Below are 20250 nucleotides of genomic sequence, written 5' to 3' on the forward strand. Positions count from 1 at the left end.
TGAGGAGGCCTTTGGCCTGTCACGGTGCTGACCGTAAGCGTCAGTATCGTTTCCAGATTTTATCAAACGGGATGTTGTTAATTCAGCATTCCTTTTTTTATGCAAAACATTTCAGGTCGAGGATGCTGACCGTTTAGCGTCAGTATCGTTTCCAGATTTTATTATCACCCTGTACTGAAATAGGGCAGGTTTTTTTGTTTTTTTAGTTTTAAAAAGCTGTGCTCCGCGGCTTTTATAAACCTGTCGGACCCACCCTTTCTCATTCCGAACAGAGAAGTTAAGCCCTATCCCGATGGCTATCAAGGTTTCGGGAATAAGTAAAGTAAGACATATAGACATGTTGCTAGGAAAAGTCAAAATAGATGCAAAAGTTTCAAACCGAATAATGCTGTGTAATCATCTGGCTATCAGTGTTTAATGAAAATATGTCATTGGATTTCCTAAGTTGTGAATAGCGTCTTAGTAAGTCATCTCACATCTCATATCTCAATACTAATTCGTTTTTATGGGGCCTTAATTAGACTTCTTTTCGAATAATTAAATCATTTTATATTACTTTGTGTAAAATGAATAGTGAGTGAAAAAAATAGCGATAGTAATAACGATTGTCGTAGTCTTTTTAACGGCAGGGTATCTGGCCTATGATAAATGGTATAAGTATGAGGTTAGTACGTTGTGGGACAATGTGCCGGGCAATGCGGTTATAGTTTTCGAATCTGGTCATACCATTGAATCATGGCAGCAGTTAAAGGCTTCCAGGCTATGGAATTCGTTACAACGGATCGAAGCCTTTTCAAATATTGATAAAAATATCGAAGGCATCGATAGTATTAGCAGTAGAGCTCGGGGTGTGGCCGGATTGCTCGGCAAGAACAGCCTTATATCTTTACATGTAACAGGCAAGAACAACTTCGATTTTACTTTTTTTATCGATCTCAATAATCCATCGGCTCAGAATGTAGCTACTGATTTGCTCGAACATTTTAAGAGTAAAAAAGAAGTAACCTATGCTGAGCGCATTTACCAGGACTTCAAAATATCTGAGCTTACTTCATCAGCGAGGTCCTTTACGTACTTTATTAACAACAATGTTTTAGTAGGAAGCTTTACTTCATTTCTGGTTGAGGATGTGGTAAGATTAGTAAAGAATGACTATAAAGGTAGCTTTAAACAAAGTAACTACGAGCTATTCGATTTGCCGAAGTTAAGTAATGATGACGGCAATCTGTATATCAATATGGAAAGCACCTCTCTCTGGTTAAGTACATTCCTCAGGGCAGATAAAAGAAAGTCTGCGAGAAACGTACAAAACCTTGGAAGGTCATTATTCCTCGATATGGATCTTTCTGAGGATAAATTACTGTTAAATGGTTTTACCACCTTTAGCAGCAATATAGATTTTCTTAGTACTTTCAATGCTCAAAAACCGGTTAAAGCTGATGTTAAATATTATATTCCCAACAGAGCATCCTGGCTCTATCAGCTTGCTTTTACCGATCCTGAGATCTGGCATAATGAACTAAAAAAATACTGGGGAAAATATTCTCCTCAGTTTCTTACAGCCAGGCGTGATTTTGAACAGGAGTATAATCTGGATTTTTCAAAGATATATGATTGGATAGGGACAAGTGTCAGCCTGGTGCAATTAGAGCCGCTTAACTTCTCAGAAAATGAAAGAATAACTTTGGTACACTGCTCCGATGTTACGGAGGCTCTGAATCAGCTAAATACTTTTTCCGAATCATTAGCACAGGCTCATGGCGATTCAGTGTATGTTGAAAATTTTGCCGAGTATGAGATCAGAGAGCTAAAGGCTAAAGATTTTCCTAAAAATGCTTTCGGTCCCCAATTTGATGGATATGATGAATGCTACTTCACTTTGATGGGTGACTATATAGTTATGGCTACAAGTATGCAAACCCTGAAAACGTTAGTTGAAGATTTAGAAGGCGAAAATACCTGGGGGCGTTCGGTCTCTTACAATAATTTTTTGGAAAGTACACTTGAAGAGTCAAATATATCATTGATTTTCAATACCCGAAGGGTCTGGATGGAACTCACCTCGCAGGCAGACTCTCGTTGGCAACAGTTCTCAAATGAAAACGAACAGTCTTTGAAGAGCTTTGGCCTTGGATCTGTGCAATTTAGCCGGTTGGATGAAAATTTTTATACAAGCATAGCACTGCAGCACGAAGATCAGCCACAGCCTAAGGAGAAAAAGGTTTACGATGCGCTGAAAAGCACCGAGCTAAGTAATAAGATAATTACCAAACCGTATGTGGTGAAAAACCATACCAATAATGGTTTGGAAGTAGCGGTGCAAGACTCTGCCTACAACTTTGTATTAATTGGAGTGGATGGTAATGTATTATGGAGAGATTCATTAGGACAAGCTATTGTATCAGATATAGAGCAGGTCGATTACTACAAAAATGGTAAGTTGCAATATTTCTTCGCTACCAAATCTGCTTTACACATCATTGACCGATTAGGCAATTATATAGATGGATACCCGGTAAGGTTGGAGAATGTAAATATTAAATACGCATCGGTAGTAGATTATGATAAGAGCAAACGCTACAGGTTCTTGCTTGGGGATGAACGTGGTAATCTATATTTATTTAACAAGGAAGGGATTAGTCTCGAGGGGTGGTCACCCCGGGAATTGACTGGAAAGTTGGCTTCCAAACCTTTCCACATTCGGGTAAGGGGGAAGGACTGTATAGTAGCTATTCAGCAGGATGGAGTAGTCAATGTTATGAATAGAAGAGGGGAAATGATGCCAGGGTTCCCTTTAAACGTGGATGCCCGTATAAATACAAAGCCTTTTGTAAATATTGGTTCTGACTTCGATAAAACTATCTTCACACTTTTATCAAGAGAAGGACGTTTGATCAGGTTTAACCTTAGTGGCACTATTGTCAGTACGGAACAGCTATACAAACCAACTAAAGAAACCAGGTTTGAACTCATCCCAGATGCTTTGGATAAGACCTATATTATTGCCAGACAAGATATGTCCCGGTTGGTATTGCTATCTCCAGACCATAAAGAGATTATTTCCAAAGACTACCTGAGTTCCGGGCAGTTGTACGTGCAATACTACGATCTTGGATCTGATCATAAGATATATGCTATTACCGATAAAGCTCAGGATTTCACCTACATTTATGATGGGGCGGGAAAACTGATCAGCTCGCGTCCAATTGACAGTGAGCAGGAAATTGCATTGATGTACTTTGATTCTACAGGAAAATATCAGGTGTATGTGGTGTCTGCTGATACCTTTAAAGTTTTAAGTTTTTAATAATCTAATGATGAGAATTGTTTTATGTATAATCTTGTGCTTTTGCGTTTCCGTGCAGTTGCTTGCACAAAAAAATATAAAAGATACGCTTGAGTATAGCCTTGTTACCCCGTATCACACGGTTTTTACGCATCTGAAGTATCTTCAGGATGATAGTTATCACCCGGGGATTGCTGCAAAAGCGCTGCACCCGGAATATGCTGAAGGCGAAAAAGCTGAGAACTTGGCCATACAATTAAAACAGATTTTAGATGGCCGAGGTATTTATATTGATCTTGATGAGATTCCCCGAACAACAGAATATAAGGACTCAGTAACTAATAAATATAGGTATTATCTTACCAAGAAATATCCGGATCTATACCTGGAAAGAGTCGGTAAGCGCTGGTATTATTCTGGCAAGACTATAAATAGCATTCCAAAATGGCATAGTGAAGTTTACCCTTTTGGAACGAACAAACTTCTTGATCTGCTCCCCTCGCTTGGTAGCACTAAAATCCTGGGTTTGTATGCATGGCAGTTAATAGGCATTCTGTTTCTGATTGTTATGTCTTTTCTGCTCCATAAGCTGTTTACATTCCTTATTGAAAAGGTCATTATTCAGGTATTGCTGAGGTTGGGTTATAAGAAATTGGCCGATGAAGTAGTGGTGCCTGTTGCCAAGCCGATAAGCTTTTTAGTCATATTTCCTTTATTAATACTTCTGGTGCCGGTGCTACAACTCCCGATCACCATGAGTGAATACGTAATACTTGCACTTCGAGCTATTTGGCCTGTTTTTGCCATCGTATTTTTCTACAGACTGGTGGATATAGTTAGTATTTACCTGAGCAAACTGGCTGACAAAACCGAGAGTACGCTTGACGATCAACTTGTTCCTTTACTGAGAAAGGTATTGAAAACCTTTGTAGTGGTTGTTGGTGGCTTGTTCATCCTGGATAACCTGGAATTTGATATCACTGGCCTTATTGCAGGACTGTCTATCGGAGGACTGGCCTTTGCTTTGGCCGCTCAGGATACTATAAAAAACTTCTTTGGATCACTGATGATATTCGTTGACCGCCCTTTTCAGGTGGGAGATTGGATTACTTCAGGCAATGTTGACGGTACTGTTGAAGAAGTGGGTTTCAGATCAACAAGAATACGGACTTTTAGAAATTCACTGATGTACATCCCTAATGGAGTGATCACCAATCAGATGATAGATAACCATGGGTTAAGGGTATACAGACGTTTTATGACTAATATAGCGCTTACCTATGATACACCGCCGGATCTGATCGAGGTGTTCGTTGACGGGCTTAAGGAAATCGTAAAGAAGCACTCCCATACCAGAAAGGATTACTACGAGATCCATTTTAATGATATGGCTGACTCTTCTCTAAATGTTCTGTTCTATATATTCTTTCAGGTGCCTACATGGTCTGAGGAATTAAGAGCCAGACATGAAATATTACTTCAGATAGTTCGATTAGCAGAAGCTCTTGGTGTTAATTTTGCCTTTCCTACCCAGACGCTACATGTGGAGACTTTCCCGGAAAAGAAGGGCAACTCGCCACAGTATATTAAAAGTACTCCCGATTTGAAGAAAAAGCTCGAAGACTATCTTAACAGCAACAAACCTCCTGATACTCAGTAGTCATAATTCTTTTAAAAACTGCTCTATTGATGAGTACACTTTTTCGAGTTCATTATTCTGAATAACAAAGGGAGGTAGCACGTAGATGACATTACCAAGTGGTCTTAAGAGAATGTCCTTTTCAAGGAAGTAGGGATATATTCTTTTTCTCACCTCGTTAAAATATGAGGTGCCATCTCCAGTATTCAATTCTACAGCTAGCAAGGTGCCCAGGTTTCGGGTCTTTTTGACCGTTTTGAAACTATTAAACCTGCTTGCGGCTTTCTTCTGCTGGTCGGAGATCCTTTTAATGGCTTCCTGGCATTCGGCCTTCATCAACAATTCAAAACTTGCATTAGCAGTTGCGCATGCTATAGGATTAGCGGTAAATGAGTGACCGTGGAAGAATGTTTTCAGTGTATCTTCAGATTCATACGCTGATACAATTTTTTGTGAGCAGGAAGTAATTCCCAGAGCCATTGTTCCTCCTGTCAGCCCTTTAGACAGGCACATGATATCCGGGTTATTTTCGAGGTGGTCAGTTGCGAATAGCTTGCCTGTTCTGCCAAACCCGGTCATGACTTCATCTGCTATGCAAATCACGTCATTATCCTGAGCAAAGCTGATCATTGAATCCAGTATGTCTTTACTGTACACCCGCATTCCTCCGGCTCCTTGTAACAATGGCTCAAATATGAAAGCACCCACCTGTCCATAACTTACAAGGGACTTGAACTGATCCAATACCTCACTGTCATTTTCTCCGGTGGGAAAATCTATGAACTCAACATCGAACAGGTAAGGGTTGAACGGGCTGGAAAAAGGGCTTCTTTCACCAACAGACATAGCACCAAATGTATCTCCATGGTACGCGCCATTGAGCGCTATAGTCTTCTTTTTATCTATGCCCTGGTTGTACCAGTATTGAAAAGCCATTTTTAGGGCTACTTCTACAGATGTGCTGCCATTGTCAGAAAAGAAAACTTTCTTTTGATTGGGGGGCAATATCTTCATTAAATTCTCCGCAAGCCTGATAGCTGGCTGATGAGTGAAACCAGCAAAGATCACATGCTCCAGTTGCCCGGCTTGTTCTGCAATAGCCGCTGCTATGTACGGATGGCTGTGTCCGTGAATATTGACCCACCATGATGAGACGGCATCAAGTATAGCTCTGCCGTCAGAAGTATAAAGGTACGGACCTTTGGCGCTTTCTATGAATATGGGGGCCGCTCCACCGAGCAGTGAAGTGAAAGGGTGCCATATTAATTCTTTATCCTTTTCGAGCCAGTTCATTCCAGTTATAGTTAAATTCGTTAGCATATTTCTTTATCACCACAGGATCTATTTGCCCTTCAGGTTTAATATGAAGCAGGCATGGTACCTGAGCGTATTTCAATATGATGCTTTCGGTAGATGGTGTTGAAATGCCATTGAAAATGATCCCTTTCAGGGGGTAACCCCTTGATTTAATTACCTCCAGGGAAAGTAGGGTATGGTTTATGCTTCCCAAATAAATATTCGACACCAGTATCAGTTCTGCATTGAAACGAGGTATCATGTCAACGATAAGTTCGTCATTGTTAATCGGCACCATTAAACCACCAGCTCCTTCTATCACCAGGGAATTTGATGTATGAGGAAGGTTAAAGTCACTTACCTGAATCTTTTTTTCTTCTACAGCAGCCGCGGCATGAGGAGAGGCTGGGGTCTCCAGTAGATGCCTTTCAGGATGTATTACAAGGTGCTCAGATACCAACTGGCGGATTGTATCACTGTCGGTAGGTCTGCCTGCCTGAATGGGTTTCCAATAATCTGCTTGTAAAGCTTCGACAAGTATGGCCGAAGCTATCGTTTTTCCACTGTCTGTACCAATAGCACTTATGAAATAATTCATAGGACTGCTAAACTATGAATCAATCCTGAAATATCATCGTCAGAGTTATAGATATGCAGGCAAATCCGTAATCTTTCTTCCCCCTTTTTAACAGTAGGAGACAAAATGGCCCTGATATCATACCCCTTATTTTGAAGGTAGTTCGCTATGCCTTTTGCCTGATCATTGCCGGGAATTACAATAGTTTGTATGGGATGATCCAGTGAAGTACGTGTAAACCGGCTGGCAAGATATTGGGTAAACTGTGTATTAAAATATTTAACCCGATCTTTGGCTTGATCCTGAAGGTGAATGTGTGAGGATAGGTAGGTAAATGCCATTTCGATGGAGGTAATACTATGAGGACTCAATGCAGTTGTATAGATAAATGGCCTTGCAAAGTTGACCAGGTAGTCGCGAAGTAATTGGTCACAAGCGACTGCTGCACCATGAATCCCCATTGCTTTGCCAAATGTATAAACGCGGATGCTGATCTTATCTTGCAAATGCAGCTCACACGATAGCCCGCTACCCTGCGGGCCAATTACGCCCGTTGAATGCGCCTCATCCAGAATCACCTGGGCTTGATATTTTTCAGAGAGCGTCACTAGATCTTCGAGAGGGCAAGCGTCTCCATCCATGGAATAAATGGATTCCACGGCTATGAAAGCATTTCCTGTAGCGGTTTTTAGTTTTGATTCCAGGTCATCCAGATCATTGTGTCTGAAACTGTACCTGTTTGCCAGGCTGAGTCTTGCACCATCCTTAATGGAAGCATGTGATAGCTCATCATACAAGATGGTATCACCGCGTTGAGGGAGGCTGGACAGTACTGCAAGATTGGCCGAATACCCGGAGTTAAAGATGAGCGAATTTTGGGATTTAAAGATCTGAGCCAGATAATGCTCAACTTTTTCAGTGTATGCCGAGTTACCAGATAGTAACCTGGAACCTGTTGCTCCGTTGGTATTCAGTTCCTTCACCTTATCGTCTATCAAATTTTTCAGGGCTTTAGAGCGGGCGAACCCAAGGTAATCATTGGATGTGAAATCGATCAGTCCCGGCTTGACTGTAAGGTGTCGTAATGACTGGTTTTCTTTTCGTGATTCAAGTTGTTTTGAAAGACGATCTTTAAAATTCATTTGAAAATGTTATATTTATAAGCTAAGTTAAGTAATAAATTGTCTATAGTGGTATGAATAGGGTTCTCTACGGAATCTTGGTTCTTTTCTTTTTTGTAATTGAACTGCCGTCAGTTTTTGGTCAGGTGTCTTTTAAAAGTCATCGCATGGATCGCGAACTATTGTTTAGGTATGACAATGATCTGATCTTTATGACAGACCGGTACTATACCTCTGGCGTGAACATTACTTACAGCCGATTGATCAAACCGGAAAGTGATTTCTATAAGTTTTTTTGCAGCAAAAAATCCGATAGCTCAAAGCTTATAACTCATTATGACTATGGCCATAAAATGTTTACTCCTCGAAAAATTTCAGAAAAGGATGTTGAAGATTTTGACCGGCCATATGCAGGTTGGCATTACGTAGCGTTGCGGGTTCAAAACTTTCCAAACTTTAATAATACGAACAAGTATCAGATAGAGGTGGGCCTTGTTGGCGAAGTCTCCGGAATAGGTCAGTTTCAGGAGTGGTGGCATGATAAGTTAGGTATCATGCAGCCAAAGGGCTGGGAGCACGAAATTGAAAATGAGTTGGTTATAAATCTTACATATAACAGGCTAAGGAGTTGGGGATTGATAAAAGGAGTGGATATTATTACTGATTCGGGGGTTAAATTTGGTAACGGACAAAACAAGCTTTCACAGGGGGCGACCCTGCGATTAGGTGATTTTAATACATTGAACAATTCGGGATTTAGTGAGAGTAGGGTATCTTTCAAAAGGCCGAAATATAATCCTGTGAAAGATGAAATAGATGAGGTATTCTTTTTCTACGGTGTTACAGCGCATCAAGTGCTAAGCAATATATTCATTCAAGGTAGCCTTCTTAGCGATGACAGCCCCCACACGGAACATTTGGAAGAATTTGTGATTACACGACAATGGGGTATTATGCTTAGCAATTATTACACTACTTTTTACTTTACCGTTCACCGGATAAGCCCTGAGGTGGTAGGTGGAAGGGTTCATAGGTTTCTTAGCTTGAATTTATCTTTCAGGTTCTAAATTACGCGGGTATGATGTAAATGCGCCCTTAATAGCACTCTAACAAAGGAAGGATCGCACCAGAAAAACTACTGCCATTTCATTGCTGAGTAAGATTCTTCGTACCTGAGAATGGTTAAAAGGGAGTTTTTGTGCTTTGGAATTACATCGAACCCGCGTTAAATTACCTGTTCCTCATTTTTTCCAATTGGTCCCATATTTCCTGAGGTACTTCGTCCAGACTGTTGAACTCTCCTCCGCCCTTTATCCATTCACCACCATCTATGGTTACAACCTCCCCATTGACATACGCGGAATAATCCGACATGAGATAGGCTGCGAGATTAGCCAGCTCCTGATGCTCACCAAAGCGCCCCAGCGGAATTCTTTTCAAGGGATCGATCTTTTCAGCTACTTCGCCGGGGAACAACCTTTTCCATGCTCCTTCCGTTGGGAAGGGGCCGGGAGCGATGGCATTGGAGCGTATGCCATACTTTGCCCACTCTGAGGCGAGAGAGCGCGTCATGGCTAAAACACCTGCTTTTGCACAGGCAGATGGAACTACATAACCGGAGCCGGTCCATGCATAGGTGGTGACAATGTTCAGGAAAGTGCCACCTTGCTTATTATTGATCCAGTTTTTGCCCATAGCCAACGTGAAATTATAGGTCCCTCTTAAAACAATATCTACAACTATATCAAATGCGCGGTGAGAAAGTCTTTCCGTTGGGCTGATAAAGTTTCCCGCGGCATTATTGAGTACGCCATGTATTTGCCCGAATCGTTCTTCAGTCTTTCTGATCACTTGTTCAATTTCTTCATACTTACGGATATCACAGGCAACAGGCAGTACTTTTCCTCCTGTTTCCTGTTCTAATTCTTTTGCGGCCTTTTCAAGCACATCCATTTTGCGGCTTGAAATAACCAAATTAGCCCCCAGCTCCAGGAAATACTTTCCCATAGACCGGCCCAAACCTGTGCCGCCACCCGTTACTATAATGGTTTTACCTTTTAAACTGTTTTCCTTGAGCATTCCTTCCATAGCATATATTTTTTGATCGAAATTTAAAGATAGGGATAACTAAAAAATTATAAATAGATTTGAAATATAATTGATTCCGTAGAGTTTTACTATTCAATTTAATCAGAGAACAACATGAGAACCCTTATTGGCCTTACCATACTTTTGTTTGCTACAGCTTGTGTTACCCAAAAGAAGTATGATGATCTAATGTCTGAAAAAATACAACTTGAGTCTGATCTGGCTATGTGCAAAGACAGCCTTGAGTCTGCAACAGCAAATGTGGGCCGCCTGTCAAGCCTGGTAGACCAGCTTAAATCTGATACCTCCCGCCTCGGACGCCGGATCAGAAATAATGAACTTGAGATGGCTGAATTGACAAAGGAGCACAAGCAGCTTGAAGCCTATTATAATAATTTGCTTAATAATAGTGGAAAGCTTACCCGGGATTTAGCAGAGCAACAGGAACACTTGCTTGCACTGAAAGAAAATTTGGAACAAACAAAACGTTTGAACGAAAGTTTGAGTGCTGATCTTTCTGAAAGAGAGAAAAAAGTAAAGGAACTGGAGACTATCCTTGAAAATAAGGAGAAGGCCGTGCAGGAACTGAAAAACAGAATTACTAATGCCCTCTTGAGCTTTAAGGAGAATGATTTGACCGTGGAAGTTAAAAACGGAAAAGTATATGTATCTCTTGCTGAACAACTACTATTCAAGTCGGGTAGTACGGTGGTTGATTCCAAAGGAGTAACTGCACTTCAGCAACTGGCAAAAGCGCTTAAAGGGCAAAAGGATATACATGTAATGGTAGAAGGTCATACAGACAATGTGCCCATATCCAGAACTTCAACTTATATGAAAGACAACTGGGATTTAAGTGTGCTAAGGGCCACCTCAATTATTCGTATCTTAACTGAATCGGGCGTTGGACCTGAGCAGATCACGGCTGCAGGACGAGGGGAGTTCGCCCCGGTAGCCACCAACGATAGCGCTGGGGGTAAACAAAAGAACAGGAGAACGGAAATCATTATTACGCCTGATCTTGATGAGTTGTTTAAGATCCTTGAGACGAACTAAGACTTGTTAGCTATAAAATAAATAAGGGGCCGCCCTGTTGCGGCCCCTTATTTATTAACGACCCCTTTTCACATACACCGCACGTCCTTGTTCAGACTTTCCTTTTTCACGTCCCTTATGGTCACCATTATAATGACTTTCCCTGGAGTTGTGGTATCGGTCACGTCTTTCTCTGTACCCGTCATCATCAGGTCTGCTATGGTTTTGAGGCTTATTGTGTTTATGGCCGTGACCACCCTTATTATTATGTCCGGTGCCATGCCCATGTTTATGGCCCTGTCCGTTTGATTTATAGACATAGTGTGTACTATGGGTGTGATGATAACCATATGGCCTGTACACATAAGCTACATGATTATGCCCATGATGATGGCTGCTGTGGCAGCTTTTGTAGTGGGTTCTGTAGTATGTTGCATGATATCCGCAATGGCTGCTGCAAACATGATCGTGAAGCGGATAGTAGTCCCTGACAAAATTCCTGGTGATGTACCCGTCCTTTCGTATGGTCAATTCTACAAACATATCGCCACGTTGTAGTACTACATCAAAAAATAATCCACCACTATGATACGCTCTTGAAGCGTGTACCCATTCATAGCCATAGTAGTGGTCATATACAACATTGGATATATGCGTGGGAATATCCCAGCTATGCTCAACTCCGAATGATGCAATAAAGTGCTGCGCCTTGCCCTGCAAAGAAACTCCGGTTGAGAGTAGTAAAAATAGTATCATCTTTTTCATGGCACTTAGTGTTTGGTTATACCAGACCATTATCAATATTGATGCCAATGAAGAAAATTTTTGTGTAAGTATCTTATATTCAATATGTTATGATGGTGTATATTAGTTCCCCTGAACTAATATTTTTTTAGTTTCGGTACTACTATTACGGGTGATCTGTAAGAAATATACTCCTTGCCTAAGGCCTGACGTGTTAATATTTGCCCGGCCATTATCATGTTCTGAAATAATTCGTTCAATGATAGTTTGTCCAAAAGTATTGATCAGTCGCAGGTGTATTTTTCCCGAATCCATTGTCTCAAATTTAAATTCGTTTTTGATAACAGGATTAGGATAAACTTTGGCCGTGCAGTTGCCTTCGGTTCTGGTAATACTTATTACTTCCGACTGGTCAACATGCCCGTCATAGTCAAAGCTTTTTAACTGGTAGTAAAGCGTACCACACGGTGCTCCGTTGATAATATGACTATAGTGGTTAACATTTTTTTGCAGGTTGGCTTTGGGTATGCTGGCTACCTCCCGTAGCTCCCGGGCATTCCCTATACCCTGATAGATCTCGAAATGGCTATTATTTACTTCCTCCGTAGTGGTCCAACGCAGTTCTACTCCCTCTTCTGTAGCTTTTGCCTCAAATCCCAGAAGTTTGATAGGCAACGGCTCCTCTGTGAAAGTAAATGTAACCATATATGAAGACCCTGGGGCCAAAGTATTTCTGTCCCCATAGGCTGTTGCTTTTATAGTATACTCACCTTCTGATGGTACAAATGATTTATGGTTGTTGTTTCCTATGGAATAGTTGCTGTTAATATTATTGTCATTGAGTGAAATGAAATTTCGGTTTTCATTAAGTCCAAAACGCACACTTGCCCGGGTATTAAGGTTTTCCACTGTAGCAATAATATTCAATAGTGATGGGTCATGGCCACTGAGGCTAATTGTCTGATTATTGCTGATGGGGCCCAGGTCTTTATTGTTTTTTCCATCGTAAAGCCGTAGTTCTGTTACTGCGGGTCCCGTGGTACTGCTGTTGACAGTAACCCCTACCGTATCGCTATTTGTAAGGCCTTCATTATCCGTTACTTTAAGCATGAACTTGTAGACAGACCCGGATGGGCTTAGATTCAATATTAAATGATCACTACCATCTTGAAATGATACGCTTGGCCCGGCCAACTGTTCCCAGTTGTACAAGTTGATACTGCCGTTCGGGTCATAGGCAAAGCTATTAATTTTAATAGAGTGGCCGGGATCAACTATGGTTATATCCGGTCCTATGTTGACCAAAGGCCTGTAATTGCTTGAAATATCTTTCTTTAACGACAATAACCATTCATAAAGGTTGTAACCTGCGCTTAAGTCATAAACCTGATCCCATCCATTATGGCCCTTCGCATCAAACAATGTGATGTATGCGGGCAGGTATGGTGCATTTGGACAATTGTTGATAGTTTCTACTACTGTTTGGCCACCTTTACGATCGGCTCCACCTGTAGGGGGGATGGTGCCGTCTGCTTCACCGTGAAATGCCCAAACAGCTACACCATCCAGTGTACAGATATTCTCAATGGGTGCATTACCGCTGAACGGAGCCAGGCCGATCAGTTTATCGGGATAAGCCAAAGCATAGTCCCAAATGCCTTTGGCGCCCAGACTGATACCACTTCCGAAGATCCGGCCGGTATCGATATTATATTCACCAATAAAATGATCCACTACCTCATTGACCATGGCAGGATCCCATTCATAATCATTGTTAGCCAAATCGCTGCATTTTGAGCCAAGTCTAACATGAGGAGCAACAACAAACATTTTTAGGGTATCAAAGAAAGTATTACTGTTATTATTAATAGCACCGGGGAGTCCTTTACCAAATGAGCAGTTTATTTGATGGCCTATAGCTTGTGCGCCATGGAGGTAAACTATTAAGGGATAGGTTGTGCTTGCATCACCGGCATCGTACCCGGTAGGGGTAAATACCAGGTATTCGGTACCTCCTGGTGAGGTTTCAATAGTCATGTTGTTCTGGGCATAGCAGAAAAAGCTCCAAAAGAGGCAGAGGGTCAGAGTAAAAATACAACGCATAATCTTAGTTGGTTTGGTGGATGGTGATTATGCTAAAGTCAGGTAAGTTTTTGGTCGAAAAGCACTTTCTTTTGTGCTCTGGTAAATATAATTAATTTTATATGGAAAAGGTTTCAGATGATAAGTTTTTAGTTGAAAAAGAGTAGGGGTTTTTGATGTAGCTTAACAAGAGATCTAACTAAGGGTTTGGAGATCGTATATCTCCCGTCAGCCTAGTTAGTGCTTGTAAGAAAACTCTAAGTGGCTTTAAGAAATGAAGTCCTAAAAAGCGGAGCGTACTGGGGTACGGTAGCATTTTTGGGGCAAGCGTAACGCAGACATTGGCGTTTTCTTAAAGCCACTAGTTAGATCTCTTTTAATATAGAGCTTTATTCACCAATAATAACAGCATCTATCTGTTTGTCTTTTACCAGTTTATTAAACAGAGGAATATCATCCTTAAGGATCTTTGAGAATTTATCCAACTCCTTGTCTATTTCTGCTGTTACTTCTTTCTTAAAAGCTACGGCCTGGTCGGTGGGTTTATAATCACCCATGGCCATTAATGAATTCAAATGCCCCAGCTTGTTGTTAAGTCTGATGGGAAAATTCAAAGGGTCCTGACCACTTCTGTTCTTGGTTTGATACAGCGCTTCTTCCACGGCTTTCATATCCGCTAGTATGGCATCAGCTTTTTCCCTGATCTCTTTATAATCCTTATCATCCATTTTGTTAGTAACTGCTTTGATCTGTTCCCTTGCCTCCCTGATTTTTTTGATAGTGTTATTGGTTTCGGTAAGTTTTGCGATCACGGAATTGAGGTAGTCAAACTGCTCTTTAAGGTCAGCCAGGGTCGATGAGGACCGGGGATCTGCCAATATTTCAAATTCTGTGTTTGAGACCGGTTCATTTGTAACGAGGCTGGCTTTATACATTCCTGGCAAGGCCGTGGGACCATTAAGGGATGACCACCAGAGGATCATACCTTCGAAACCTTCAGCTCCGGGATATTTCATATCCCAGACAAAGCGGTTCATGCCCGGTTTTACGGACAGTTCTCCTTCTTTTTTCTTTGCATCTGGCCTGGTGCTGTATCGCTTTATAAGCTTGCCTTCCATATCCGTGATTTCCAGTGCCAGGGTATCAATATTAGCAGTATCCTTAACATAAAAATGGATCATTACACCACCAGGATGGTTAGTCCCTCTGGTTTTTGAAGCACTGTAATCTCCACCGTCAATTCTATAGCCGGGCATTGGCCGGTAAAGATGATACTTGCTACCGGCAATTTGCTGATTGAGCTGGTGTAAAGGGGTAAGGTCATCGATCAGCCAAAACCCGCGCCCCTGAGTGGCAGCAATTAGGTTATCATTTTTTATGGCCAGGTCGGTAATGGGTACTAGGGGTAAATTCAACTGAAAAGACTTCCAACTGGCTCCGTCATCAAAAGATATATACATGCCGTTCTCTGTGCCGGCATACAGTAATCCCTTTTTCATTGCGTCTGCGCGAACCACCCTTGTAAAATGCTCTTTATCAATGCCTGTTGTTATTTTGGTCCAGGTTTTTCCATAGTCTTCAGTTTTGTAAAGATATGGCTCATAATCACCCAGTTTGTACCTGGTGCCGGCAATATAGGCTCCCCCCTTTATAAATGGATGGGGGTCAATACTGTTGACCATCATCCACTTAGGCATACCGGCGGGAGTTACGTTCTGCCAGTTCTGGCCCCCGTCACGACTGACATGCACGAGTCCGTCATCAGAACCGGTCCATAGCAACCCTTTCTCGTAGGGTGATTCGCAAGCGGCAAATATAGTGGAGTAATACTCAACGCTGGTATTATCTTTTGTGATCGGCCCTCCTGAAGGACCTAGTTTCGTTGAATCGTTAGTGGTAAGGTCGGGGCTAATTACCTCCCAGGATTGTCCCTCATTAGTTGTCGCATGCAGGTGATTTGAGGCAGTGTAGAGTTTATTTGGATCATGTGGACTAAAGAAAATGGGAAAATTCCACTGGAAGCGATATTTCATTGCTTCTGCTCCATGGCCCATGGGATTATCCGGCCAAACATTTATGGCTCGTATTTCACCGGTTTTATGATTTACCCGTGTGAGGAAGCCATCATAACTGCCGCCATATACAATATCATTATCTTCTGGGTCTACTGCAATATGTGCGCTTTCGCCTCCGGCAGTGGGCTCCCAATCTCTTTCAGTAATGGAACCCCCGGTTGTTCGGTGCAAAATTCTGACGGTAGAGTTGTCCTGCTGAGCGCCATAAATGCGATATGGAAAATGATTATCTGTGGTAACCCTATAAAACTGTGCCGTAGGCTGGTTATGATAGGTTGTCCAGTTATCACCTCCGTCAAAAGTCACCTGGGCACCACCATCATCGCCAATGATCATTCGTTGATTGTCTTCAGGTGCTATCCACAGGTCATGATGGTCGCCATGTGGCGCGTAGGACGATTCAAAGGTTTTTCCTCCGTCTTTAGATCTATGGTAGGCTACATTGAGTACGTACACCTTATCTTCATCCTGAGTGTCGGCATATATACGTGTATAATACCACGCCCTTTGTCTCAGGTTTCTGTCATCATTGAGCTTCCTCCAGCTTTTTCCGCTATCATCTGAGCGGAAAACTCCGCCCTCTTTATTTTCTATGATTGCCCAGACCCTGTTTGAATTGACGGGAGAAACTGTGACCCCGGAAATGCCCCATATACCGTCTGGCAACCCTTTGTTTTTGGAAATATCTTCCCAGGTTTCGCCTGCATCAGTACTTTTCCATATCGCTGATCCTTCACCGCCACTTTCAAGGCTATAAGGTGTTCTTCTGATCTTCCATGTGCTGGCATAGAGAATCCTTGGATTATTAGGGTCCATGATCAGGTCAACGGCTCCGGCATCAGCATTGGCAAAAAGTACTCGCTTCCAGGTATTTCCACCATCTATACTTTTATAAACGCCTCTTTCATCGGTTGACTTAAAAAGATCTCCAAGTACCGCAGCATATACTATATCCGGGTTTTTAGGATGAATGGCAATGCGCGGTATATGACGGGAGTTTCTGAGGCCAATATGTGTCCAGGTTTTTCCTGCATCTACTGATTTCCACATGCCATTTCCATAGGAAACATTACCTCTGACAGTTTTTTCTCCTCCTCCTACATATATTACATTATTGTCCCATGTGCTAACCGCAACTGCACCGATGGACCCTCCGAAAAAGCCATCAGAAATGTTTTCCCAAGTATTTCCGGCATCGGTCGTACGCCATACCCCGCCACCGGTGGCTCCGAAATAGAATAAATTGGGTCTGCCGGGTACGCCCGTAACGGTAGCTGATCTGCCACCTCGGTGTGGACCTATATTTCTCCACTTTAAACCGTCATATAACTCTTTATTATAAGAAATGGAAGACGGCAGGTCTTGCTTTTTACGCTGGCCATAGCTTACCGAAATAGATAAACTTAAGATAAAGAGCATGAATAGTTGTAAAATATTGCTCATATTTATTACGTTTACTTGATGGGTTGAAAATAAAGCTAGTGTAAATAAGAATTTAGGAGAAGATAAATTATATTAGCGGTTGGAACGGCCTGGACCAACTGATTCGGCAAGGTTTTTGAAAAAGGCAACTCAACCTAAACGCTTATACCGCTTTTCAAGAAGTAATTTGCTCAATGTCAGCGAATTATGATATTTTATACATTTAAATTTGATGTTGCGATTTAGTTGAGTAGTTGGTTTTATGTTCTGATGAAGACGCTTTTTACATTCATTGCCTTTCTCGTTATGCCTTTGATGGCATTTTCGCAGCATGTCTCCCATATTGACAGCCTTTATGCTTCGTTAAGAGCCGTTAGCGGGGTAGACCGTGTTGATGTCTATAATGCATTGGCATGGGAATACCGCAAATCTTATCCTGACAGTACCATCTACTACGGCAACCAGGCCTTATATCTGCTAAAGGAGCTAAAGATAGAAGGAAAGAAGGCTCAATCACTTAACTATATAGGAATCGCTTATCATTATAAGGGTGATCAGGTCAGGTCTTTTGATTATTACCACATGGCAATGGATGAGGCCATTCAGCATGGAGATTCCATTCAATATGCACATTCTCTCAACAGTCTTGGCCGATTATTCCTGACACAGGGCGACTTCCTGAAATCTTATGATTATTATTTCACGGCTCTAGGCATTTTTGAGGAGTTAAATGATCAGGAGGGGCTTAGCTACAGCTATAAGAGTCTCTCGGATCTTTATCAGACTCAAAATAACTATGCCAAAGCTCAGGAAATGTCAGAAAAGGCTTTTAATATCAGGCTTGCAACCGGTAATGTACCGGGACAGATATCAATGCTGATCGAGCTGGCCCAGATCCAGGAATATAATAAAAACTATGAGAAGGCATTTGATTACTATCTCCAGGCAAAGGTAAAAGCGGAGTCTATTAATGATGGGATAAATATTGCAAGTATTAACGTAGGTATCGCCAACCTTTATTTTGCTCAGGAGAAGTATCCCGAATCATTGATCTTCGCTAAGAAGGCATTGAATTTGGCAGGGGATACTAAAAATTTGCACCTGGTAGCTCTGATCTATCTTCAATTGGCAAAGATCTATTACGAGGAGCGGGATTTCGCGCTGGCAGAGTTATATTTCAAGCAAGCGCTGAAGGCATCTGAAAAGTCTCGCGAGTATTCGCTGAGGCAGGAGGCTTATTATTTTTTATCTGAAATATGCAAAAGCCGGGGAGATATTGCCTGTTCTTATGAAAACTTCCAGCATTCTGTAAAGCTCAGGCAGATACTTAACGATGCAGAAGCTGCCCGGTCAATTGAAAGGCTGGAGTCACGGTTGGAAATTGAAAAGCGGGAACGTGAAAACGAATTATTAAAGGCTAATCAGGCTCGTGACCAGGCGATGATTGACAGGCAGAGAACTTATAATGTGGCGCTGATCATTATTGTGTTGGCAGTGGTATCACTGGTCATCAACCTATGGATCACTAGTATGAGAAGGAGGGTAGACAATCAAAAACTGCAACGTAAGAATGACCACATAGCTGTACAGCGTGAGGAGATCACACAACAAAATCGCAAGATCAATCAGCAGAATAAAGAATTGCAGAAGCATAATAAAGCTCTGGCCGAACTGAATAAGGAGAAGGACACCCTGATGAACATTGTGGCTCATGACCTGAAGTCACCATTTAGCAGGATCAATGGTATCGGAGAGTTGCTTACCTTATCTGGACTTAATGAGGAGCAAAGGAATTATGTGGCACTCCTAAAGAGTATTGCTCAGAGTGGCATTGATCTGATCCGTGATCTGTTGGATGTTAATGCTTTTGAGTACGACAGACGCAAGCCTGAGATCAGTAAAGTAGACCTACACGACCTGCTTATTGAAAAGATGAAGGGATTTTATGCAGATGCTAAATCGAAATACATCGAACTTAAGATGGAGGGTGCGGATTCTCCTGTGTTTATCAAATCAGACAAAATCTATCTCTCCCGAATCCTGGATAACCTGATTTCCAACGCTATCAAATTTTCTGATCCTGGGAAGCCTGTTATTTTAAAGGCTGGCAGAAGCGATAACCATGTTTTTATCTCTATTAAAGACTTCGGGCAAGGGTTTAGCGATGAAGATAAGATACATATCTATCAGAAATTCACCAAACTTAGCGCTCAGCCAACAGCAGGAGAAAGCTCCAATGGTTTGGGGCTTGCTATTGTGAAAACGCTGGTCGACAGGCTAGGAGCAGAAATAGAGCTGGAAACTGAGGTAGGTAAGGGAAGTGAATTTACTATTAAGTTTACTCCAACAAGGCAGGAAGTCACCTACGAGAACCTGATCTCCCAAAATTAATTAGTGATTGTAAGAAAACGCTAAGTGGCTTAAGAAAACGTTCCCGCTAAAGAGCGGGGTGAGGTGCTAAAAAGCGGAGCGTACTGAGGTACGTGGGCATTTTGGGTCGAGCGTAACGCAGACATTGGCGTTTTCTTACAGACACTACTTAGTAAGATTCTTCGTGCCTCCCCGAAGCAAGTTAGGCAAGTTTGGGACAGGCAGAATGATCGTAAAAAGAGTTTTTTAGGTTATTTTCGGATACGAATACAATTTAATCGGTTCTACTATTTCGAACTCGCGTTAATTATTTTAACGTGAGTTCGATGTAAAATGCTTAAAAAAGGGCAGTCATCCTGACGTGAGGAAGGATCTTCCTAAGTTGTTGGTAGTATCCTTGAACTTAGTAAGATTCTTCGTGCCTCCCCGAAGCAAGTTAGGCAAGTTTGGGACAGGCAGAATGACCGTAAAAAGAGTTTTTTAGGTTATTTTAGGGTACGAATACAATTTAATCG

General features: G+C 41.8%; 12 protein-coding genes. 5 read left to right on the forward strand and 7 right to left on the reverse strand.

All coding sequences use genetic code 11. The annotated features are described in order from the left end of the window. Positions 1-577 precede the first annotated feature (577 nt). A complete protein-coding gene (locus C900_RS01335) occupies positions 578-3307 on the forward strand; it encodes a DUF3352 domain-containing protein (protein ID WP_009577740.1) in 2730 nt (909 codons plus the stop codon). Between the two features lie 7 nt (positions 3308-3314). Then, positions 3315-4946 carry a mechanosensitive ion channel family protein gene (locus C900_RS01340; protein WP_040495177.1) on the forward strand — a complete coding sequence of 544 codons (1632 nt, stop codon included), beginning with the start codon at positions 3315-3317 and terminating at the stop codon, positions 4944-4946. On the opposite strand, the gene bioA is transcribed toward C900_RS01340, so the two are convergent. The 3 genes from bioA to C900_RS01355 are packed head-to-tail and all read right to left on the reverse strand — an operon-like array spanning position 4947 to position 7940. Beyond that, entirely contained in the window at positions 4947-6218 is a 1272-nt protein-coding gene (gene bioA / locus C900_RS01345) for an adenosylmethionine--8-amino-7-oxononanoate transaminase (RefSeq protein WP_009577742.1), read from the reverse strand. Continuing rightward, positions 6196-6819, reverse strand: coding sequence for a dethiobiotin synthase (gene bioD, locus C900_RS01350; protein ID WP_009577743.1), 624 nt, complete (start codon positions 6817-6819; stop codon positions 6196-6198). Before bioD ends, bioA begins: the two co-directional genes overlap by 23 nt. Beyond that, positions 6816-7940: an aminotransferase class I/II-fold pyridoxal phosphate-dependent enzyme gene (locus C900_RS01355; RefSeq protein WP_009577744.1), complete on the reverse strand. Its 1125-nt coding sequence runs from the start codon at positions 7938-7940 to the stop codon at positions 6816-6818. Before C900_RS01355 ends, bioD begins: the two co-directional genes overlap by 4 nt. Before the next feature lie 53 nt (positions 7941-7993). Between C900_RS01355 and C900_RS01360 the strand changes: the two genes are divergently transcribed. Beyond that, positions 7994-8986 carry a lipid A deacylase LpxR family protein gene (locus C900_RS01360; protein ID WP_009577745.1) on the forward strand — a complete coding sequence of 331 codons (993 nt, stop codon included), beginning with the start codon at positions 7994-7996 and terminating at the stop codon, positions 8984-8986. Between the two features lie 163 nt (positions 8987-9149). Here C900_RS01360 and C900_RS01365 read toward each other — a convergent pair whose 3' ends face one another. Next, entirely contained in the window at positions 9150-10007 is an 858-nt protein-coding gene (locus tag C900_RS01365; protein WP_009577746.1) for an SDR family oxidoreductase, read from the reverse strand. Positions 10008-10121: 114 nt separating this feature from the next. Here C900_RS01365 and C900_RS01370 point away from each other — a divergent pair, with 114 nt between their 5' ends. Then, the gene (locus C900_RS01370) at positions 10122-11063 is read left to right on the forward strand and encodes an OmpA family protein (RefSeq protein ID WP_009577747.1); all 942 of its coding nucleotides are present in this window, start codon (positions 10122-10124) and stop codon (positions 11061-11063) included. 54 nt (positions 11064-11117) lie between these two features. Here the strand turns inward: C900_RS01370 and C900_RS01375 are convergent, their stop codons facing one another. The 3 genes from C900_RS01375 to C900_RS01385 all read right to left on the reverse strand — a co-directional run bounded on the left by C900_RS01375 (position 11118) and on the right by C900_RS01385 (position 17386). After that, entirely contained in the window at positions 11118-11807 is a 690-nt protein-coding gene (locus C900_RS01375) for a hypothetical protein (protein ID WP_040495179.1), read from the reverse strand. Between the two features lie 102 nt (positions 11808-11909). Further along, the gene (locus tag C900_RS01380; protein WP_009577749.1) at positions 11910-13823 is read right to left on the reverse strand and encodes a PKD domain-containing protein; all 1914 of its coding nucleotides are present in this window, start codon (positions 13821-13823) and stop codon (positions 11910-11912) included. Positions 13824-14257: 434 nt separating this feature from the next. Further along, on the reverse strand, positions 14258-17386 hold the full coding sequence (locus C900_RS01385) for a VPS10 domain-containing protein (RefSeq protein WP_009577750.1): 3129 nt from the start codon (positions 17384-17386) through the stop codon (positions 14258-14260). Positions 17387-17635: 249 nt separating this feature from the next. Between C900_RS01385 and C900_RS01390 the strand changes: the two genes are divergently transcribed. Further along, on the forward strand, positions 17636-19756 hold the full coding sequence (locus tag C900_RS01390) for a tetratricopeptide repeat-containing sensor histidine kinase (RefSeq protein ID WP_009577751.1): 2121 nt from the start codon (positions 17636-17638) through the stop codon (positions 19754-19756). The last annotated feature ends 494 nt before the right edge of the window (positions 19757-20250 follow it).

The sequence above is a fragment of the Fulvivirga imtechensis AK7 genome (assembly GCF_000331535.1).
Classification (GTDB): domain Bacteria; phylum Bacteroidota; class Bacteroidia; order Cytophagales; family Cyclobacteriaceae; genus Fulvivirga; species Fulvivirga imtechensis.